Below are 20,193 nucleotides of genomic sequence, written 5' to 3' on the forward strand. Positions count from 1 at the left end.
GACCAGATCGGCTGGGAGGCCGCTATGCCCACTCCGTACCGTGGCCTGATCCTCGACTTCGGTGGTGTGCTCACCACTCGGATGCGGCTCAACGGACAGGCGTTCGAGAGATCGGAAGGACTGGCTCCGGGCGCGTACTTCGCAGCCCTGGGCAAGCATCCCGACGGCGTCGCGATCTACGCGGCGCTTGAGGTCGGTGAGGCCACCCAGGAGGACTGGAACCGTGTCATCGGCGGCATCCTGGGTATCGACTCCACCGACCTGATGCGGCGCGCCCTGGCGAATCTCCGCCCGGAACCACAGATCGTCGCTGCGGCGGAGCGGGCTCGTGCGGCCGGGATCAAGGTCGCGATGCTGAGCAACTCGTTCGGGATCGAGCCGTACAACCCGTACGAGGACAAGGGGTTGTGGACGGACTTCTTCGACGTGGTGATCCTGTCGGAGCTGGAAGGCGTACGGAAGCCGTCTTCGCTCATCTATCGGCGGGCTCTCGATTCCTTGGGCCTGACCGGTCCGGAGTGTGTTTTCGTGGACGACCACGCGGAGAACCTGCCGCCCGCCGAGGCCCTGGGCATCCGTACCGTGCATCACACGACCGACCCCACCGCCACCGCAGCGGCCCTGGACGCTCTTCTCCTCGACACCACTCCTGCTTGAAGAGGCGTCACAGGTGAACGTGGGAGCGGAGCCAACTGACATCGACAGACCGGAAAGACAGCGACATGCCCAGTGACCGCCTCATGCCCATCCACAGTCCCGAGTTCCAGGCCATGGCCGAGAGGGTCCTGCGGGTCACAGAGCTGACCTCCCGGCTGAATGTCCTGCCTTTCGAGGACGAAGCGGGCAAGGCGGAACTGTTTGAACGGATCCTCGGCAGACCGCTGCTGCCGAGAGTCACGATCTATCCGCCCTTCTACACGGACCACGGACTCAACCTCGATCTGGCCGAGCGCGTCTTCATCAACCAGAACTGCACGTTCCTGGACTATGCGGGCATCCGGCTCGGCGAGCGGGTGATGGTCGGCCCGAAGGTCACGTTCATCACCGGCGGCCACCCGGTTGATCCCGAGGAGCGGCGGCTGTATCTCACCGGTGCGCCGATCGATGTGGCGGAGAATGTGTGGATCGGCGCCGGTGCCACCATCCTGCCCGGCGTCAGCATCGGACGTGACGCTGTGATCGCCGCAGGTGCGGTGGTGGCCGATGACGTTCCGCCGGCGAGCCTGGTGACCGGCGGCAAGGCGACCGTGAAACGGGAGTGGTGACGGTCAACTCCGCCGCCCGCACCGGTGGGCACCGGTGCGGGCGGGGCGTGGAGTGCTAGCCCGCTACCTGGACCTTGTCGGCCTGGAGGCCCTTCTGTCCCTGGACCGCCTCGAAGGTCACTTTCTGGCCCTCCTTGAGGGACTTGAAGCCGTTGCCCTCGATCGCCCGGAAGTGGACGAACAGATCGGCTCCGGACTCGGGGGTGATGAAGCCGTACCCCTTCTCATCGTTGAACCACTTCACAGTGCCGTTCTGGCGCTCGGCCATGTCTTCCCCCAGCTCATCAACAGGTGGTCAATCGTCTTCGGCGCGAAGGCCGCCAACGATCATGACATGTGGCACTCCGTACGCCTGGGAACATCCCGGAACTTCACCCCTTCCTGACTCCGCTCCCGGCCAGTAACCTGACTGAGCGTCAGCTATTTGCACCGAGCAGGAGCGGGGCTCAGCGATGCTTGGATCCACTCACGGCACCCTCACCTCCGGCCTCCGCGCACGTGTCGTCGCCTGCGGAGTCGATCCCCGCGACGCGGTCCGCGACGCCGTGTCGGCGACCGCGAGCGACGGTGATCTGGATGTCAGCGGACGGCCGCTGTACGCGCCGGTGCCCGATCTGGACCGGTTGTTCCGGCCCAGGGCGGTCGCGGTGGTCGGGGCGTCCGATCAGGAGGGGAGGCCGGGTGCGGGGATCACTCGGCGGCTGATCGGGTGGGCCGAGCGGGTGGGGGCGCGGGTGCACCCGGTGCATCCGGGGCGGGAGAGGGTGTACGGGCTGCGGTGTGTGGGCTCGGTGGGGGAGCTGGGGGAGCTGCCGGAGCCGGTGGATCTGGCGGTGCTGCTGGTACGGGATCCGCTTCCGCTGGTCGGGGAGTTGGGGGAGGCGGGGATCGGGTTCGCGGTGGCGTTCGCGTCGGGGTACGCGGAGACGGGGGCGGAGGGGGCGCGGGCGCAGGAGCGGCTGGCGGAGGAGGCGCGGCGGGCCGGGGTGAGGCTGTTGGGGCCGAATACGAATCTGAATGCCTTCGAGGCGTTCCGGGAGGATCTGCCGGGGCCGGCGATCGCGCTGATCACGCAGTCGGGGCACCAGGGAAGGCCGGTCTTCACCCTTCAGGAGCTGGGGGTGCGGCTGTCTCACTGGGCGCCCACGGGCAATGAGGCGGATCTGGAGACGGCCGATTTCATCTCGTACTTCTGTGAGCGGCCCGAGGTGGGGGCCATCGCCTGTTACGTCGAGGGGCTCAAGGACGGACGCGCGTTTCTGCTCGCCGCCGACCGCGCGGCACGGCGCGGGGTGCCGGTGGTCGCCGTGAAGGTGGGGCGGACGGAGGCGGGTGCGCGGACGGTGGCCTCGCACACCGGGAAGCTGACCGGGGCGGACCGGGTGGTGGACGCGGCGATGCGACAGTACGGGGTGATCCGGGTCGATGGTCTGGATGAGCTTCAGGACACCTCGGCGCTGCTGGCGCGGGCGCGGGAGCCGGTCGCGGACGGGGTGGTCGTGTACTCGATCTCGGGTGGCACGGGGGCGCACTTCGCCGATCTCGCCACCGCCGCCGGGCTGCGGCTGCCGACGCTCTCCCCGGCGAGGCAGCGCGAACTCCACCAGTGGATCCCGGAGTACCTCAGTGTCGCCAACCCGGTGGACAACGGCGGGCATCCGGTCGGCGACTGGCGCGGACGGAAGATCATCGACTCGATTCTGGCGGACCCGGCGGTCGGGGTGCTGATCTGTCCGATCACGGGGCCCTTCCCGCCGCTGAGCGACCGGCTCGCGAAGGATCTGGTGGCCGCCGCCGAGGCGACCGAGAAGCTGGTGTGCGTGGTGTGGGGGTCGCCGGTGGGCACGGAGGCGGCGTACCGGCAGACGCTGCTGGGCTCCTCGCGGGTCGCCACCTTCCGTACCTTCGGCAACTGCATCACCGCTGTACGCGCCCATCTCGACCACCACCGCTTCACCAGCGGCTACCGCTCGCCCTTCGACGAGGCCCCGCGCGTCCCCTCGCCCTCCGCGCGCAAGGCGCGGGAGCTGCTGAGCCCCGGCCGGCGGCTGAGCGAGCACGCGGCGAAGCAACTGCTGCGGGCGTACGGGATCCGGGTGCCGCGCGAGCAGTTGGTGACCAGCGCGGCGGCGGCGGTCAGGGCCGCCGCGCTGATCGGGTACCCGGTGGTGATGAAGGCGTCCGGGGACCGGCTCGCGCACAAGTCGGAGCTGGGGCTGGTCGCGGTCGGGCTGACCTCCGCCAGTCAGGTGCGGGAGGTCTACCGGGAGCTGACCGAGATCGCGCGCCTGGAGGACATCGAGCTGGACGGGGTGCTGGTCTGCCAGCTGGTGGACCGGGGGGTCGAGATGGTCGTGGGCGTCTCCCAGGACGCGCTGTTCGGGCCGACCGTGACGGTGGGGCTCGGCGGGGTGCTGGTGGAGGTGCTTCAGGACACGGCGGTACGAGTCCCTCCGTTCGGCGAGGACCAGGCGCGGGCGATGCTCGGGGAGCTGCGGGGGCGGGCGCTGCTGGAGGGGGTGCGGGGCGGTCCGCCGATGGATGTGGACGCGCTGGTGGAGGTCGTGCTGCGGGTGCAGCGGATGGCGCTGGAGCTGGGGGACGGCCTGGCGGAGCTGGAGATCAATCCGCTGGTGGTGCTGGAGCGCGGCCAGGGGGCGGTGGCGCTGGACGCGCTCGCGGTGTGCCGATGAGCGGGACCGGAGCCAGGGACAGGGACGGGTACGGGGACGAGGTGCTGGACCGGGTCGGCGGCGGGGTTCTGTGGATCACCCTCAACCGGCCGGAGGTGATGAACGCGGTGACGTGGGAGCAGCGCGAGCGGATCGTCGCGCTGCTCGACGGCGCCGGTGCCGATCCGGCGGTACGGGCCGTGGTGATCACCGCCTCCGGGCGGGGTTTCTGCGCGGGCGCGGATCTGCGCGGCTCCGCCGGGCCGAAAGCACAGCGGGAGACGGGCGAGGTGGCCCGGACGGTCCGGCGCGGGGCGCAGCGGCTGATCGCCGCCGTGCTGGAGTGCGAGAAGCCGGTGATCGCGGCGGTCAACGGCACGGCGGCGGGCATCGGCGCGCATCTCGCGCTCGCCTGCGATCTGGTGCTGGCGGCGGAAGGGGCCCGGTTCATCGAGGTGTTCGTCCGGCGCGGGCTGGTCCCGGACGGCGGCGGGGCGTATCTGCTGCCCCGGCTGATCGGGCCCGCGCGGGCCAAGGAGCTGATGTTCTTCGGGGACTCGCTCACGGCCGCCGAGGCCGAGCGGATCGGGCTGGTCAACCGGGTGGTGGCGGACGGCGAGCTGGAGCGGACGGCCCGGGAGTGGGCCGAGCGGCTGGCCCGGGGGCCGACGCGGGCGCTGGCGCTGACCAAGCAGTTGGTCAACGCCTCGCTGGAGTCGGACCGTGCGACGGCCTTCGCGGCGGAGGCGGCGGCGCAGGAGATCAATATGTCGACGCGGGACGCGCGGGAGGGCGTGGCGAGCTTTGTGGAGCGGCGCAGCCCCTCGTTCGAGGGCCGCTGATCCGAAGCCGTGGTTCAGGGCGTACGGGGAAGGAAGATCCGTACATCGCCGACGTCGGGGTCTCCGACGAGCACGGAGAGTTCGGGCCGGGAGTCGGTGCCCGCGATCAGCCAGAACTGCTCGTCGCCGCAGCCGGTCACCCGGACGGCGTCGCGGTACCCGTACTCCTCTTCGTCGATCGACCAGTCCCCCACCCCCTGACAGCCCTCGCCCTCGGGTCCCATCGGCGCGTCGATCAGGGCTGCGCCGCCGTCCGCGTCGAGCTGGATCAGGGCTTCGTCCGGGCCCTCCCACTCCCCGGCCAGCCGGCCGGCGGTGAGCTGGGGCGGCTCGTACTCCTCGATCACCCCGCCCATGGTGGCGAGGGCCAGCGCTCCGACCGTCGCGGGCACCAGCAGGACGGTCGCGCCGAAGGCGTGGAACCAGATGCCCAGCCGGGTGTACGGGGTCTCCCGCGCGGCTTCGGCGCGGCGGTAGCGGGCCATGGCGAGCAGCGGCGGTACGGTCCCGGCGGTGAGCCAGGCCCAGGCCGTGAGGTATCCGGCGCCGAGCAGGGCGAGCGGTACGGCCCAGAGCGCGGCGAAGGCGGCGGCGAAGGCGGTGAAGGCGGCGGGGAGGAGCAGCGTCCGGCGCGGTGACGGCCCGCCCGCGCGGCGTACGGCCCAGGCGGCGACCTTGTGCACGGGCACCGGGAGGGCGATGGCGAAGAGCAGCCCGGCGACGGGCACGATCAGCGGGGCGGCCACCAGCAGACAGAGGAAGCCGAACGCGGACGGCGGCACTCCGTAGTCGTCCTCGGTGACCGTCTCCACGATGAAGTACGCGGTGAGGGCGACGGCGAGCTGCACGGCGCTCGCGCCCGCCCCCACGGCGACATCCCTCGGTTCCCAGCGCCAGGGCCGGGAAACTCCCATTCGTCCCATGTGACCGACCGTACGCCCGGGGCTTTTCCGCGCTGTCGCCAGGGTTCTCATCTGACGATCCGTCAGTTTCAATGGAGTGGTGATGGGACACGCGGCCATGGCCGCCACCGCCGTCAGGTGCCTCAAAGCGCTCGGGGCATCCGGAGCATCCGGAGCATCCAGGGCGCCCATACCGCCCGTACCGCCCGGGGCCGACCGACGGCCCCCGGTCTCCCCGGCGGAGGTGCGGCGGGTGCTCGGGAACTTCCCCAGCGGGGTCGCCGTCATCGCCGCCCGCGACGAGGAGGGCCCGGCCGGGTTCGCCTGCCAGTCGTTCTCGTCGCTGTCGCTCGATCCGCCGCTGGTGCTCTTCCTGGTCGGCCGCGCCTCGGCAAGCTGGCCCCGGATCGCCCGCGCCGGGGCGTTCTGCGCCACCGTGCTGGGCGGGGAACAGGGCGGGCTGTGCCGGGCGTTCGCGGTCAGCGGGGCGGACAAGTTCGCCGGGGTGGCGCACACCCCCGCGCCGGTCACCGGCTCGCCGCTGCTCGCGGGCGGCACCGCCTGGGCGGACTGCGTGATCCGGGCGGTGCACACCGGCGGCGACCATCTGATCGTGGTGGGCCGGATCGAGGCGCTCGGCACCACGGGCGACGGCGAGCCGCTCGTCTTCCACCGGGGGCGGTTCCGCGAACTCAGAGCGCCGGAAGGTCCGGGCTCGGGCTCCGCGCGGGCCGGGTGATCACCAGGGCCATCAGCGCGGCCATCGCGCAGAGACCCCCGGAGGCGTACCAGACCACGTCGTACGAGCCGAAGGCGTCGCGCGCCACCCCGCCCGCGAAGGCCACCACCGCCGCGCCCACCTGGTGCGAGGCGAGGACCCAGCCGAAGACGATCGCGCTGTCCTCGCCGTAGTGCTCACGGCACAGGGCGATGGTCGGCGGGACGGTCGCCACCCAGTCGAGGCCGTAGAAGACGATGAAGAAGACCATGGGCAGCTCGACGGAGGGGGCCAGCAGCATCGGCAGGAAGAGCAGGCTCACCCCGCGCAGCGCGTAGTAGACCGCCAGCAGCCTGCGGGCGTCGAAGCGGTCGGTGAACCAGCCGGAGGCGATGGTGCCGATGACATCGAAGACGCCGACGACGGCGAGCAGCGAGGCGGCGGCCGTGATCGGCATGCCGTGGTCGTGGGCGGCGGGCACGAAGTGGGTCTTCACCAGGCCGTTGGTGGTCGCTCCGCAGATCGCGAAGGTGCCGGCCAGCAGCCAGAACGGGCCGGTGCGCACGGCCTTGAGGAGCACCGCGACGGTGCGGCGGGCCGCGCCGGGGACCGGCGGGGGCTTGGGGGTGAAGACCTCGGCCCCGTACGCCGTGGTGCCCGTGTCGGCGGGGTGGTCGCGCAGCAGCAGCCAGACGAAGGGGACGACGGCGAGCGCGGAGAGGGCGACGGTGATGGCGGCGGGCCGCCAGCCGTGGTGCTCCACCAGCCAGGAGAGCAGCGGCAGAAAGATGAGCTGGCCGGAGGCCCCGGCGGCGGTGAGAATGCCGGTGACCAGGCCGCGCCGCTTGACGAACCAGCGGTTGGTGACGGTCGCGGCGAAGGCGAGCGCCATCGAGCCGCTGCCGAGGCCGACCAGAACACCCCAGTACAGCACCATCTGCCAGGGCTCGGTCATGACCACGGTGAGCGCCGAGCCGGTCGCGATGACGGTGAGGGCGACGGCGACGACCCGGCGGATGCCGTAGCGGTCCATCAGGGCGGCGGCGAAGGGGGCGGTCAGCCCGTACAGCGCGAGATTGACCGAGACGGCGAAGCCGATGCTGCCGCGCGACCAGTCGAACTCCTCGTGGAGGGGCTCGATCAGCAGCCCCGGCAGGGAGGCGAATCCGGCGGCTCCGATGATCGTCACAAAGGCGACGGCGGCGACGGACCAGGCGCGGTGCACGGTGAAGCGGCGGGCGGGCGGATCGGGGGCGAGGGGAACGGGTTCGGCTTGGCGTGTCTCGGTCACGGATCCAGCTTCCGGCGCACGGCCCACCGCCATCGACTGGCCCGGAGGACACCTTCCGTTAGAATCGGGCCATGGCCGCTTCCCCGCCGCACCGCGTCGTCGTCCTGGCGCTCCCCGGGGTGATCCCCTTCGAGCTGTCCATTCCGCACCGCATCTTCGGCCGGGCGCTCTCCCCCGCCGGAGACCCGCTCTACACGGTCACCACCTGCACCGCCGTCCCCGGACCGGTCGCCACCGAGGCCGACTTCGAGGTGTGTGTGGCGCACGGCCCCGAGGCGCTGGCCGAGGCGGACACGGTGATCGTCCCGGCCGCGCACCGGACACCCGCCCTCACCGAGGACGGCCGGCTCCCGGAGGAGCTGGCCGAGATCTTCGCGCACATCCGGCCGGGGACCCGGATGGCGTCCATCTGCACGGGCGGCTTCTTCCTCGCGGCCGCAGGCTTCCTCGACGACCGTCCCGCGACGACCCACTGGAGCGCGGTCGACCGCTTCCAGCGGCTCTTCCCCTCGGTCCGCGTCGATCCGGACGTGCTGTACGTGGACGACGGCGATGTGCTGACCTCGGCGGGCGTCGCGGCCGGGATCGACCTCTGCGTCCACATGGTCCGCCGCGACCACGGCTCGGCCGTCGCCAACGACGTGGCCCGGCGCAGCGTCGTACCGCCGCACCGCGACGGCGGCCAGGCGCAGTACATCCGGCGGCCGGTCCCCGAGCCGCAGTTCGCGACCACCTCCACCGCGCGCGGCTGGGCGATGGGGCGGCTGCACGAGCCGATCCAGCTACGGGATCTGGCGGAGCGGGAGTCGATGAGCGTACGGACGTTCACCCGCCGCTTCCGCGAGGAGGTGGGGGTGAGCCCCGGGCAGTGGCTCACCCATCAGCGGGTGGAGCGCGCCCGTCAGCTGCTGGAGTCGACGGAGCTGTCGGTGGACCAGGTGGCGCGGGACGCCGGGTTCCGCACGGCCCAGTCGATGCGGCAGCACCTCCAGTCGGCGCTGGGGGTGGCTCCCACGGTCTACCGGCGCACCTTCCGGGCCGGCTCACCGGCCTCTGAGAACTAGCTAGAAGGTGAGCACCGCGCGCGTCACCCGGCCGCCCCGGGCGTCGTCCGCCGCGCGGGCGAACTCCTCCACGGGGTAGGTGCGGGTGATCAGTTCGTCCAGGAGCAGCAGACCGCGCCGGTAGAGGTCCGCGTACAGCGCGATGTCGTGCTGGGGGCGGGAGGACCCGTAACGGCAGCCCAGGATCGACTTGTCGAGGAACATGGCGGCCGGTGGGAAGGACGCCTCGGCCGAGGGCGCGGTCATGCCGAGGAGGACGGCCTGGCCGCCCCGGTCCAGGAGGTCGATCGCCTGCCGGACGAGGGCGGTGTTCCCGACGCACTCGAAGACATGGTCGGCGCCGGTCGGCAGGGTGTCCCGCACGGCCCCGGGCGAGAGGTGGAAGCCGGTCGCGCCGAAGAGCCGGGCGGCCTTCTCCTTCGCCGGGTCCACGTCGACGGCGACGATCGCGGACGCGCCCGCGAGCCGCGCGCCCTGGACCGCGTTGAGGCCGACGCCGCCCGCGCCGATGACGACGACGCTCTCGCCCCGGCCGACCCCGGCCCGGTTCAGCACCGCCCCGACGCCGGTCAGCACGGCGCACCCGAGCAGCGCGGCCGACGTCAGGGGGAGGTCCGCCGGGATGCGTACCGCCTGCACGGCCCGGACCACCGTGCGCTCGGCGAAGGCGGAGCTGGCGGCGAACTGGTGGAGGGGCGCGCCGAGACGGTCGAAGGGCCTGCCGGGGCGGCCGATCGCGCGCCTGCACAGCGTGGGGCGGCCCCGGTCGCAGTCCGCGCAAGTGCCGCAGTTGGCGAGGGTGGAGAGCGCGACATGGTCGCCGGGCGCGACATGCGTCACCCCCGGGCCGACGGCCGCGACCACCCCCGCGCCCTCGTGCCCCAGCACGAGGGGCACCGGGAAGGGGATGGTCCCGTCGATCACCGCGAGGTCGCTGTGGCAGAGCCCGGCGGCGGCGATGTCGACGAGGACTTCGCCCGGGCCCGGCTCCCGTACCCCCAGATCGCCGACGACCTCCGCCGTGACGCCGTCGAAGACGACACCTCTCATCGTGGCTCCCTCGGCAGGCCGAGCACCCGCTCGGCGATGATGTCGCGCTGGATCTCGTCCGCGCCGCCGTAAATGGTGTCCGCCCGGGTGAACAGGAACATCCGCTGCGCGGCGTCGAGCGCGTACGGCCGTTCCCCGCTCCAGTCGTACGGCCCGGCCGTGGCCGCCGCTCCCCGTACGGCCATCGCCAGCTCCCCCAGCCGCTGGTGCCAGCCGCCCCACAGCAGCTTCGCGACACTGGGCGCGCCCGCGCCGCCGTCCTCGGTGCCGAGGGTGCGCAGCGCGTTCCACCGCATGACGCGCAGCTCGGCCCACTGGGTGACCAGCCGCGCTCTCAGCAGGGGGTCGTCGATCGCGCCGGTGGCGAGCGCGGTGCGAACGACGTCCGCCAGCTCCCGTTCGAAGCCGATCTGCTGTACGAGGGTGGCGACGCCGCGTTCCCTGGCGAGCAGGCCGAGGGCGACGCGCCAGCCGTCGCCCTCGCCGCCGACGAGATGGTCGGCGCGGGCGAGCGCCCCGTCGAAGAAGACCTCGCTGAACTCGCTGGTGCCGGTCGGCTGGCGGATGGGTCGGACGTCGACGCGCCCCGGCTGGTCCATCGGTACGAGGAGGAGGGACAGGCCCCGGTGGCGGGCGGCGGCGGGGTCGGTGCGGGCGAGTACGAAGCACCAGTCGGCGTACTGGGCGAGCGAGGTCCAGATCTTCTGGCCGGTGAGCCGGTAGGCGCGGCCGTCCCGGACGGCGGCGGTCCTGATCGCGGCGAGGTCGGAGCCCGCGCCGGGTTCGCTGTAGCCCTGGCACCAGAGTTCCTCGCCCCGGGCGACGGGGGGCAGGAAGCGGTCCTTCTGGGCCCGGGTGCCATGGCGGAGGAGGGTGGGGGCGAGGAGGTTCTCGCCGATGTGGCCGACGCGGGCGGGGGCGCGGGCGCGGGCGTACTCCTCGGCCCAGACGACCTGTTGCGCGAGGGTGGCGGTGCGGTTGCCGTACCCCTCCTCGCCCCAGCCGATGCCGATCCACCCGGCCCGGCCCAGCTCCCGCTCCCAGCGCCGCCGTACGGGCAGCCCCTCGTGCTCGCTCCCGGGCCCGCCCCCGACCCCCCGGTACTCCTCCCCGACCTTCTCCGCCAGCCACGCCCGCGCCCGCGCCCGGAACCCGTCGTCGTCAGCCATGCCCGTCGCGCCGTTCGAGGAGCGACAGCAGCGGCATCGGATCCGCCCCCACCGTCCCCGGCAGGAACTCCGCGATCCGCTCCGGCGTCCAGGCCCCCTCCGCGTACCCGGCGCGCACCTCGCGCGGCTGCGCCCAGAGCGCGATCTTCGGGCCGGCGATCGTGTAGACCTGCCCGGTGATCTCGCGGGCCCGGTCGGAGAGCAGATAGACGACGAGCGCGGCGACGTCCTCGGGTTCGCCGATCTCCTTCAGCTCGGTGGGGACGTTCGCCGACATCCGGGTGCGCGCCACGGGCGCGACCGCGTTGGCGGTGACGCCGTACTTGTGGAGGCCGAGGGCGGCGCTGCGGACGAGGGAGACGACGCCGCCCTTCGCGGCCGAGTAGTTCGCCTGGGAGACGGACCCCTGGTGGCTGCCGCTGGTGACGCCGATCAGGGTGCCGGAGCGCTGTCGGCGCATGACCGCCGAGGCGGCGCGGAAGACGGTGAAGGTGCCTTTGAGGTGGGTCGCGAGGACCGGGTCCCACTCCTCCTCGGTCATGTTGAAGAGCATCCGCTCGCGGAGGATCCCGGCCGCGCAGACGACCCCGTCGAGCCGCCCGTACTCCGCGAGCGCGACATCCACCACCCGTTGCCCGCCCGCCATGGTGGAGATGTCGTCGGCGACGGCGACCGCTCTCCCCCCGGCCGCCGCGATCTCCCGGGCGACGGACTCGCCGACCTCGGACGCGGGCTCGCGGCCGTCGAGGGCGACGCCGTGGTCGTTGACGACGACCGCCGCCCCCTGGGCCGCCGCGACCAGCGCCACCGCGCGGCCGATGCCCCGGCCCGCGCCGGTGACGGCGATGACCTTGCCTGCCAAGAAGTTCCCCATGTCCGGCCCCTTCCGACGGTTTCTGACGGACCGTTAGATTTCTGTGGGCGAGGCACAGCATCCCCGCCCGGAGCCATGAGCACAAGCCCCGGGCCCGCGTCTTGAAGGAGGCACGATCGGCGATGCCACTTCCCCCGGAGTTCCACGAGATCGCCCGGCGCGTCAACAACTGGGGCCGCTGGGGCGGAAGCGACGAGATCGGGACGCTGAACCTGATCACCGGCGAGGCGGTGCGCGCCGCCGCCGCCACCGTCCGGAGCGGGGAGCGGATCCCGCTGGCGCTCCCGCTGCGGCAGGGCGGGGTGCAGAGCGGGCTGGTCCCCGGCAGGACCGATCCGCTGCACACCATGACCCAGATCAACGCGGAGCTGTTCGGGCCCGGGGCGGTGGCCGTCAGCGACGACACCGTGACCATGGGGCTCCAGGCGGCCACCCACTGGGACGCCCTGACCCACGCCTCCCACTCGGGCCGGATCTACAACGGCCGCCCGGCGGACACCATCACCGCCCACACCCGGGCGCGGTTCAGCGGAATCGACTCCTTCCCCCCGCTCCTGACGCGCGGCGTCCTGCTGGACGTGGCCCGCGCCAAGGGCGTCGACCGGCTCCCCGCCGCTCACGCGGTGACGCCCGAGGACCTGGACGAGGCAGCCGAGTTCGGCCGGGTGACCGTCGCAGCCGGGGACGTCGTGCTCGTACGGACCGGTCAGATCGCGCTCTGTCTGGCCGGGGACCGGCGGGGCTACGGCTTTCCCTCACCCGGGCTCTCGGTGCGCGCCCCCGAGTGGTTCCACGCGCGGGATGTCGCCGCCGTCGCCAACGACACCCTCACCTTCGAGGTCGCGCCGCCCGAGATCGAGGGTCTGTGGCTGCCCGTGCACGCGCTGGACCTGGTCGAGATGGGGATGCCGCAGGGCCAGAACTGGAATCTCGAAACCTTGTCCACAGCCTGTGCACAGACGCGCCGGTACGCCTTCCTGCTCTCGGCCGCGCCCGAGCCCTTCGTCGGCGGCACGGGATCGCCGGTGGCCCCTGTCGCCGTGCTCTGAAGCCTCGCGCGCTGTGAAGCCGTCGGAGGTTTTATCGGCGGGCGGTGAGCAGCAGGCGGGCCGCCTCGCGCTCGTACGCCGGTTCCGGTACGCCCCGGTCCACCTCGCACCAGATGGACTTGCCGCAGCCCTCCCGCCGCCAGCCCCAGCGGTCGGCGAGCCCGTCGACCAGTTCCAGGCCGCGCCCGCTGGTGTCGCCCCCGGAGGCGTGTCTCGGGCGCGGCGGCCGGGGGCAGGTGTCGGCGACCTCGACGCGCACGGTCCCCGCCTCCACGGCGCCCGCGCCGAAGAGGACCCGCAGCACGGCGGGGCAGCCGGTGTGCACCACGGCGTTGGTGACCAGCTCCGAGATCAGCAGGATCAGGGTGTCGGTCAGCGGCTCGTCACCCCGCATCCCGGACCTGACCAGCCGGGAGCGGGCCCATCTTCGCGCCCGACCCACCTCCGCGGGGTCGGGCCCGACCTCCAACTGAACCTGGAGCACCTGCACCGCTCACACCATCCGAACCGGCGGACACATCGTCTCGTGCCGCGACTGGGCCATGGACCTCGACCAGGTCACTGAAAGTGACACTCTTACGGAACAGCATGGTTGACGTACAGTCACCGAAACAAGCTCTTCGGGCATATTCCAGCGCGAAGGAGTACCCGTGGCGCATACTGTGCGACGCGCGCCGCGGAGAGTCGAACAGAGGCTCGTAGACCGCCTGGCCAGGGGAGTCGACACGGCTCGCATCCCACGGAGAGTACCCGGGCCGGGCCCCGCCGCCGGGGTTCTCCACGGGGGCGAAGGACACGAGCCGGTCACGACGCTCAGTGATGATGAGTGGGTCGGTCAACCGCCGCCGACACCGAGCGTCTCCGCCTCGATCTCCTCGGCCGCCGCCGCCACGGGCCAGGTCCGGGCGCGCGTCCAGGCCCTCTTGAGATGCAGATGGACCTCGGCCTCCCAGGTGAAGCCCATTCCGCCGTACACCTGGACGCAGTCGCGCGCGCCCAGCACGGCGGCCTCGTCGGCGAGGAGTTTGGCCCCGGCGATCTCGACGGGGTCCCCGGTGACGGCCGCCGCGTACACCGCGACCCGCGCGATCTCCACCCGTACGAGCATCTCCGCGCACAGGTGTTTGACGGCCTGGAACGAGCCCACCGGCCGGCCGAACTGCTCGCGTTCCCCCGCGTACCGCACGGCGGACTCGGTGGTGCGGGCGGCGCTGCCGAGCTGTTCGGCGGCCGTCAGCAGCGCGGCGGCAGGGTCGTGGCCCCCGGCCCCGGCCCCGCCCCCGGCCGCCGGGCGCGGGAGCCGGTGCAGGGGGGTGAGGGGGTCGACCGAGCGGAGCGGTACGGCTCCGGTGAGGTCGAGGTCGAGGCCGGGGTCCCCGGCGACCCGGTCGGCCGCCTCCAGCCAGGCCACCAGCTCCCCGTCGACGCGGGTGACCACGCTCTCGCCGGTCGCGGCCCCCTCCACCGTCCCGGCGGCGAGATGGGTGGCCACCAGCGGCCCCGGCAGCAGCACCCGGCCGGCCTCCTCGAAGACGAGGACCGCCTCGGCCGCCCCGAGCCCCACCCCGCCCGCCGCCTCGGGGAGCCGCAGCGCGAACACCCCCGCGTCCCCCAGCGCGCGCCAGAGCCCACGCAGCCGGGCCCGGTCCACCGGCTCCCGGAGCGCCTCGGGCGGCCAGAGGCGAGCCAGCAGTTCGCGGGTCCCGGCGCGCAGCGCCCGCTGGTCCTCGGTGAGCCGGAAGTCCACGCCGTCAGCCGCCCTTCGGAAGGCCGAGGATCCGCTCGGCGATGATGTTCCGCTGGATCTGGGAGGTGCCCGCCGCGATGGTGTACGAGAGGGAGGTGAGCCGGTCCGCCGTCCAGCGGCCGTCCAGATCCAGGCCGCCGTCCCCGGCGACCAGGGCCGCCGCCTCGTACAGCTCCTGACGTGCGCGCGAGTAGCGCAGCTTGAGGACCGAGCCGCCCGTGCCGGGGGGTCCGCCGGTCGCCCCGGCCTTGCTCGCGTTCCACTGGATCAGCCGCCACAGCGCGCGGAATTCGGCGTTCAGCCGGCCCAGGGTGCGCCGGAGCACCGGGTCGTCCCACTGGCCTCCCGCCCGCGCGGCGGCGGCGATCTCCTCCAGGGCGCGGCGGCAGGCGACCACTTCACCGGCGAAGGCGGTGCCGCGCTCGAAGGCGAGGGTGACCATGGTGACCCGCCAGCCGTCGTTCTCCGCGCCGATCCGGTTGGCGAGGGGGACCCGTACTCCGTCGAGGAAGACCTCGGCGAACTCGGCGGTGCCAGTGAGGGTGCGCAGCGGCCGTACGGTGACTCCCGGCGCGTCCATGGGCATCGCGAGCCAGGAGATCCCCCGGTGCTTGGGGGCGGTGGGATCGGTGCGCACGAGGAGTTCGCACCAGTCGGCGATCTCGGCGTGCGAGGTCCAGACCTTGGAGCCGGTGACGAGGTAGTCGTCGCCCTCGCGGACCGCCCTGGTGCGCAGGGAGGCGAGGTCGGAGCCCGCGCCGGGCTCGCTGAAGCCCTGGCACCAGACCTCGTCGCCGCGCAGCACGGGTTCGAGCCATCGCGCGCGCTGTTCGTCGGTGCCCTCGGCGGCGATGGTGGGCCCGGCGTGCAGCAGGCCGACGAAGTTGGCCCCGACGTAGGGCGCGCCCGCGCGTTCGGTCTCCTCCAGGAAGATCAGCCGCTGGGCGGGGGGCGCGTCCCAGTGGAGCCTGCCGTATCCGGCCTCGTACAGCGTGCGCTGCCAGCCGGTGTCGTACGCGCGCCGGGCGGGCCAGTCGCCGGGGTCCGGGCGGGCGGGGAGCGCGGGCAGGGCGCGGGCGAGCCACTGGCGCAGCCGGGCCCGGAACTCCTCTTCCTCCTCGGTGTATGTCAGCTCCACTACCGGTCCAGGTCCAGGTCCAGGCTCAGCATGCGGATGGCGTTGCCGCGCATCAGCTTGTAGACGGTCTCCTCGTCGAGTCCGCGCACATGGTCGAGCGCGACTTCCCTGGTGTGGGGGAAGGTCGAGTCGACATGGGGATAGTCGGTCTCGAAGGTGGCGTTGTCGCGGCCGACGGCGTCGAGCGAGGCGATGCCGTGCTTGTCGCGGAAGAAGCAGCAGAAGATCTGCCGGTAGTAGTACGTGGAGGGCGGCTCGGGAACGGTGTCCCTGACGCCGCCCCAGGCCCGGTGCTCCCGCCAGACGTCGTCGGCGCGCTCCAGGGCGTACGGGATCCAGCCCATCTGGCCCTCGCTGTAGGCGAGCTTCAGCCGGGGGAAGGCCACCAGGACCCCGCTGAAGAGGAAGTCCATCATCGAGGCCATCGCGTTGTTGAAGCTGAGCGCGGCCTGGACGGCGGGCGGGGCGTCGGGGGAGGCGGCCGGCATCTGGGACGAGGAGCCGATGTGCATATTGACGACGGTCCCGGTCTCCTCGCAGACGGCGAAGAGCGGGTCCCAGTGTCCGGAGTGGATCGACGGCAGCCCCAGATGGGTGGGGATCTCGGAGAAGGTGATCGCCCGCACTCCGCGCGCCGCGTTCCGCTTCACCTCGGCGACGGCGAGGGGGACGTCCCAGAGCGGGATGATGCAGAGCGGGATCAGCCGGCCGCCGCTGTCGCCGCACCACTCCTCGACCATCCAGTCGTTGTAGGCGCGGACACAGGCGAGGGCGACCTCCTTGTCCTTGGCCTCGGCGAAGGTCTGGCCGCAGAAGCGGGGGAAGGTGGGGAAGCAGAGCGATGCCTCCACATGGTTGAGGTCCATGTCCTTGAGGCGCTCCGCCGGGTCCCAGCAGCCGGGCCGCATCTCGGCGCGGGTGATCCCCTCCAGGGTCATGTCGTCCCGGTCGAAACCGACGGCCGCGATATTCCGTTTGTACGGGAACCGCAGATCCTCGTAGATCCACCAGTCGGCGGGCGGGCCCTTCGGGTCCATGGTGACGCGGTACTTCCCGCCGATGTAGGCCAGCTCGCCGATGCCCTCGGTGACCGGCCGGGGGCCGCGCTCGCGGTACTTCGCCGGGAGCCAGGTCTCGAAGAGGTGCGCGGGCTCGATGACATGGTCGTCGACGCTGACGATCCGGGGAAGCTCGGCCATGGTGTTCCCTCCGCGGGGCCCTGCCCCTCGACCCTCATCTGATGACCCGTCAGATATCAGGCTAGCCCCGGCCCCCTGGACCGACAAGGCGCGGAGCCCTACGCTCTCGCCACCGTCTGACGCTCCATCACTTCTGGCCTTCGAAGGGGTACGGGATGAACGAGACCGCGCACGCCCTCGGCCGCTCGCCCACCCTCTGGGAGCTGACCCGCCGCCGCGCCGACCTCACCCCCGACCGGCCCGTCCTCCTCCAGGACGACCGGGCCCTCAGTTTCGGCGAACTGCGCGACGGCGCGGAGACGGTCGCCGCCGGGCTCTTCGAGCGCGGGGTCCGCCCCGGCACCGTGGTCGCCTGGCAGCTCCCCACCCGTATCGAGACCGTCCTGCTCTCCCTCGCGCTCGCCCGGCTCGGCGCGGTCCAGTCCCCCGTCATCCCCTTCCACCGCGACCGCGAAGTCGCCTACGTACTGCGCGAGTCCAAGGCCGACTTCTTCGCCGTCCCCGGCGTCTGGCGCGGTTTCGATCACGCCGCGATGGCCCGCCGCCTCGGCGCGCGCGGCGTCTTCGAGGCGTACGGGGACCTCCCGCGCGGCGACCCCTCGATCCTGCCCCCGCCGCCCGCCGACGGCACCTCCGTACGCTGGATCCACTGGACCTCCGGCACCACCGCCGACCCCAAGGGCGTCCTGCACACCGACCGCTCCCTGATCGCGGGCGGCTCCTGCCTCGCCCACGCGCTGCGGCTCACCGCCGACGACATCGGCTCGATCGCCTTCCCGTACGCGCACATAGGCGGCGTGGACTATCTGGTGATGCTGCTGATGTACGGCTTCCCCGCCGTCCTCTTCGAGCGGTTCGCCCTCCCCGGGGCGCTCGCCGAGTACCGAAGGCACGGCGTCACCACCGCGGGCGGCTCGACCGCCTTCTACTCGATGCTCCTCGCCGAGCAGCGCGAGCGCCCCGGCCGCCCGCTGATCCCCACCCTGCGACTGCTGGCGGGCGGCGGCGCGCCCAGACCGCCGGAGCTGTACCACGCGGTCGTCCGCGAGCTGGGCTGCGAACTCGCCCACGGCTACGGCATGACCGAGGCCCCGATGATCACCATGGGCTCCCCCGGCGACACCCCCGAGCATCTGGCGAACACCGAGGGCCGCCCGCCGCCCGGGATGGAGATCCGGATCACGGACGGGGAGGTGCGGCTGCGCGGCGAGGCGGTGTGCCGGGGGTATCTGGACCCGGCGCTGACGGCGGAGGCCTTCGACGAGGACGGCTTTCTGCGCACCGGCGATCTGGGGCGGCTCACCCCTGACGGACATCTGGTGCTCACCGGCAGACTCAAGGACATCATCATCCGCAAGGGCGAGAACATCTCCGCGCGCGAGATCGAGGATCTCCTCCACGCCCACCCCGCCGTCGCCGAGGCCTCCGTCGTCGGCCTGCCCGACCCCGTACGCGGCGAACGCGTCTGCGCGGTGGTGGTCCTCCGTCCCGCCGCCGGGCCGCTCACCCTGCCCGCCGTCACCGCCTTCCTCCGGAGGCGCGGCCTGGCGGTGCACAAACTCCCCGAGCGACTGGAGACGGTGGCGGAGCTGCCGCGCGGGGGCTCGCTCCGCAAGGTGCTCAAGCAGCGGCTGCGGGAGCGCTTCTCCTGACAACAGCCGGGGTCATGGGCGCGGGGCTCATGGGCACGGGAGACACGGGCGTGGCATGGGCGCGAGACTCATGAGTGCGGGGGCAGGTCGAGGATCATCGCGTCCATCACGAATCCATCGGCCCCACCGCGTGCCTCCCCCACCTTTCGGTACCCCCACCGCCGGTAGGCCGCCAGCGCGGCAGTCGCCTCCGGCCACATATTCAGCATCACCCGCTCCTCGCCCGCCCCCTCGATCAGCGCGTCGTGCAGCCGCCGCCCCACGTCCAGCCGCCGCCAACGGGCCCGTACCGCCAGCTCCATCAGCCCGAACGTACGCCGCCCGTCCTCCCGGCCCATCCCCTCGGCCACCGGCGTGATCATCCGCTCCCACCAGCCGCTCGCCGCCCCCAGCGGGTGCCCGTACGCCATCCCCACCGGCTCCCCGTCCGCGGCCCGCGCGATCGCCGCCCTGAACCCCGGCTCCCGCACCTCCGCGTCGAACCGGCGAAAACCCGCCTCCACCCCCTCCGCCGACTCGAAGTACGGCGGCTCCGCGAACACCTCCGCGTACACCTTCCGCAACTCCCCCTCCGCCCGCGCGGCCCCCGCCCCGTCCAGCCGCTCCACGGTGACCGCCTCCCGCACCGTCATCGCCGTCCCCTCCCGCTCAGTGTCCGGATCCAGTAACCATGCCCTCTACACCCACGTCGGGACCCACTCTGACGTGGCAAGGTGGTGGCCGCCACAAGTCCGGAGTCATCACCGTCTACCTCAGAGGTGTGGCCACGTGCCCCGACCGGTGAAATCGACAACAGCCGCCACCACCGCCGACGAAGACGTCGCGCGACAACAGGCGGAGATCACCCGGCTGCTGCTCCACCACATCCACGCACCCCTCGCCGCCGATCTCTACCTCCGCGGCATCCTCCCCGCGCCCGCGCCCGCCGAGGCCGTCCGCTTCGTCATCGGCAGCAGAAAGACCCGTACCCCCGAAGGGCTCCTCGGCTACGAGATCCCCCTCCGCGCCAACGGGGAACACGGGGAACTCCGCACCGGCCACGACATCACCGGGATCCTGCGAACCCTCCTCACCGGCACCCACATCTGGTCCACCAGCCGTGTGAGCGACGTCATGGGCATGACCCTCATCCGCGTCGATCCCGCCACCCTGGCCCCCTGCACCGCCAACCGGGACGACCGGGCCCTGACCGTCCTGCACGGCATCACCGCCCCCGCCCCCGAGGAGCGGCCCGACCCCCGGCTGCGCGGATTCCTCTATCTGACGAAGGACCGGCTCCGCCTCTACCTCGACAGCCCGAGCGCCCCCAGCGTGATCGCCGCCGACGTCCGCCCCTCCGGCGGCGTCACCGCCCTCCTCACCGCCCTCCCCTCCCTCCTCGCCGAGGAGAGACTCCGCACGGTCGACGACGCCGATCCGCACTGCCGCTGCCTGGTGGACCTCACCGGCCCCTGACCACCTTGGGGACGGGCGGGCGGGCGGGCCCCGGGTCCGCGGGGGGCGGCCGGCGGGCCCGCGTCCTCCCTCGGCCCGGCCGGGGGCGGGGAGTCAAACCGGGGAC

At 72.7% G+C, this 20,193-nt stretch carries 20 protein-coding genes; 9 read left to right on the forward strand and 11 right to left on the reverse strand.

The annotated features are described in order from the left end of the window. The first annotated feature begins 24 nt into the window (after positions 1–24). Both IE247_RS09350 and IE247_RS09355 read left to right on the forward strand, forming a co-directional pair. Entirely contained in the window at positions 25–657 is a 633-nt protein-coding gene (locus IE247_RS09350; RefSeq protein ID WP_190122487.1) for an HAD-IA family hydrolase, read from the forward strand. 65 nt (positions 658–722) lie between these two features. Beyond that, positions 723–1,265, forward strand: a complete 543-nt coding sequence (locus IE247_RS09355; protein WP_190122488.1) for a DapH/DapD/GlmU-related protein — start codon at positions 723–725, stop codon at positions 1,263–1,265. A gap of 55 nt (positions 1,266–1,320) precedes the next feature. On the opposite strand, the gene IE247_RS09360 is transcribed toward IE247_RS09355, so the two are convergent. After that, positions 1,321–1,533: a cold-shock protein gene (locus IE247_RS09360; protein WP_190122489.1), complete on the reverse strand. Its 213-nt coding sequence runs from the start codon at positions 1,531–1,533 to the stop codon at positions 1,321–1,323. Positions 1,534–1,717: 184 nt separating this feature from the next. Between IE247_RS09360 and IE247_RS09365 the strand changes: the two genes are divergently transcribed. Further along, positions 1,718–3,958 carry an acetate--CoA ligase family protein gene (locus tag IE247_RS09365; RefSeq protein ID WP_190122490.1) on the forward strand — a complete coding sequence of 747 codons (2,241 nt, stop codon included), beginning with the start codon at positions 1,718–1,720 and terminating at the stop codon, positions 3,956–3,958. Next, positions 3,955–4,779, forward strand: a complete 825-nt coding sequence (locus IE247_RS09370; protein WP_190122491.1) for an enoyl-CoA hydratase/isomerase family protein — start codon at positions 3,955–3,957, stop codon at positions 4,777–4,779. The genes IE247_RS09365 and IE247_RS09370 overlap by 4 nt, the downstream gene beginning before the upstream one ends. A 14-nt stretch (positions 4,780–4,793) precedes the next feature. Here IE247_RS09370 and IE247_RS09375 read toward each other — a convergent pair whose 3' ends face one another. Continuing rightward, a complete protein-coding gene (locus IE247_RS09375; RefSeq protein WP_190122492.1) occupies positions 4,794–5,702 on the reverse strand; it encodes a hypothetical protein in 909 nt (302 codons plus the stop codon). A 97-nt stretch (positions 5,703–5,799) separates the two neighbouring features. Between IE247_RS09375 and IE247_RS09380 the strand changes: the two genes are divergently transcribed. Continuing rightward, on the forward strand, positions 5,800–6,420 hold the full coding sequence (locus IE247_RS09380; protein ID WP_190122558.1) for a flavin reductase family protein: 621 nt from the start codon (positions 5,800–5,802) through the stop codon (positions 6,418–6,420). On the opposite strand, the gene IE247_RS09385 is transcribed toward IE247_RS09380, so the two are convergent. After that, positions 6,374–7,723, reverse strand: a complete 1,350-nt coding sequence (locus IE247_RS09385; protein WP_373305529.1) for an MFS transporter — start codon at positions 7,721–7,723, stop codon at positions 6,374–6,376. The genes IE247_RS09380 and IE247_RS09385 overlap by 47 nt on opposite strands. A 38-nt stretch (positions 7,724–7,761) precedes the next feature. Here IE247_RS09385 and IE247_RS09390 point away from each other — a divergent pair, with 38 nt between their 5' ends. Further along, on the forward strand, positions 7,762–8,754 hold the full coding sequence (locus tag IE247_RS09390) for a GlxA family transcriptional regulator (RefSeq protein ID WP_190122494.1): 993 nt from the start codon (positions 7,762–7,764) through the stop codon (positions 8,752–8,754). Here IE247_RS09390 and IE247_RS09395 read toward each other — a convergent pair whose 3' ends face one another. From IE247_RS09395 to IE247_RS09405, 3 genes are read right to left on the reverse strand one after another with little or no spacing between them, the layout of a single operon-like run. Beyond that, entirely contained in the window at positions 8,755–9,804 is a 1,050-nt protein-coding gene (locus tag IE247_RS09395; RefSeq protein ID WP_190122495.1) for an alcohol dehydrogenase catalytic domain-containing protein, read from the reverse strand. It lies immediately after the preceding gene. Further along, positions 9,801–10,973, reverse strand: coding sequence for an acyl-CoA dehydrogenase family protein (locus IE247_RS09400; RefSeq protein ID WP_190122496.1), 1,173 nt, complete (start codon positions 10,971–10,973; stop codon positions 9,801–9,803). The genes IE247_RS09395 and IE247_RS09400 overlap by 4 nt, the downstream gene beginning before the upstream one ends. Beyond that, complete coding sequence (locus IE247_RS09405) at positions 10,966–11,847, reverse strand: SDR family oxidoreductase (RefSeq protein ID WP_190122497.1); 882 nt, start codon at positions 11,845–11,847, stop codon at positions 10,966–10,968. The genes IE247_RS09400 and IE247_RS09405 overlap by 8 nt, the downstream gene beginning before the upstream one ends. Before the next feature lie 122 nt (positions 11,848–11,969). On the opposite strand from IE247_RS09405, the gene IE247_RS09410 reads away from it, so the two are divergent. Further along, entirely contained in the window at positions 11,970–12,896 is a 927-nt protein-coding gene (locus IE247_RS09410; protein ID WP_190122498.1) for a cyclase family protein, read from the forward strand. A 31-nt stretch (positions 12,897–12,927) separates the two neighbouring features. Here the strand turns inward: IE247_RS09410 and IE247_RS09415 are convergent, their stop codons facing one another. The 4 genes from IE247_RS09415 to IE247_RS09430 all read right to left on the reverse strand — a co-directional run bounded on the left by IE247_RS09415 (position 12,928) and on the right by IE247_RS09430 (position 16,980). Further along, a complete protein-coding gene (locus IE247_RS09415) occupies positions 12,928–13,386 on the reverse strand; it encodes an ATP-binding protein (RefSeq protein WP_190122499.1) in 459 nt (152 codons plus the stop codon). A gap of 345 nt (positions 13,387–13,731) precedes the next feature. Then, a complete protein-coding gene (locus tag IE247_RS09420; protein ID WP_190122500.1) occupies positions 13,732–14,643 on the reverse strand; it encodes an acyl-CoA dehydrogenase family protein in 912 nt (303 codons plus the stop codon). 4 nt (positions 14,644–14,647) lie between these two features. After that, positions 14,648–15,781 (reverse strand): acyl-CoA dehydrogenase family protein, encoded by a 1,134-nt coding sequence (locus IE247_RS09425; protein ID WP_190122501.1) that lies wholly within the window; start codon positions 15,779–15,781, stop codon positions 14,648–14,650. Further along, positions 15,781–16,980 (reverse strand): amidohydrolase family protein, encoded by a 1,200-nt coding sequence (locus IE247_RS09430; RefSeq protein WP_190122502.1) that lies wholly within the window; start codon positions 16,978–16,980, stop codon positions 15,781–15,783. Before IE247_RS09430 ends, IE247_RS09425 begins: the two co-directional genes overlap by 1 nt. A gap of 155 nt (positions 16,981–17,135) precedes the next feature. On the opposite strand from IE247_RS09430, the gene IE247_RS09435 reads away from it, so the two are divergent. Further along, on the forward strand, positions 17,136–18,632 hold the full coding sequence (locus IE247_RS09435) for a class I adenylate-forming enzyme family protein (protein WP_190122503.1): 1,497 nt from the start codon (positions 17,136–17,138) through the stop codon (positions 18,630–18,632). Positions 18,633–18,700: 68 nt separating this feature from the next. Here IE247_RS09435 and IE247_RS09440 read toward each other — a convergent pair whose 3' ends face one another. Continuing rightward, complete coding sequence (locus tag IE247_RS09440) at positions 18,701–19,264, reverse strand: GNAT family N-acetyltransferase (RefSeq protein WP_190122504.1); 564 nt, start codon at positions 19,262–19,264, stop codon at positions 18,701–18,703. A 136-nt stretch (positions 19,265–19,400) separates the two neighbouring features. On the opposite strand from IE247_RS09440, the gene IE247_RS09445 reads away from it, so the two are divergent. After that, the gene (locus IE247_RS09445; protein ID WP_190122505.1) at positions 19,401–20,087 is read left to right on the forward strand and encodes a hypothetical protein; all 687 of its coding nucleotides are present in this window, start codon (positions 19,401–19,403) and stop codon (positions 20,085–20,087) included. Positions 20,088–20,193 lie beyond the last annotated feature (106 nt).

Origin of the sequence: Streptomyces inusitatus (assembly GCF_014651115.1) — a bacterium.
Classification (GTDB): Bacteria; Actinomycetota; Actinomycetes; order Streptomycetales; family Streptomycetaceae; genus Streptomyces; species Streptomyces amakusaensis.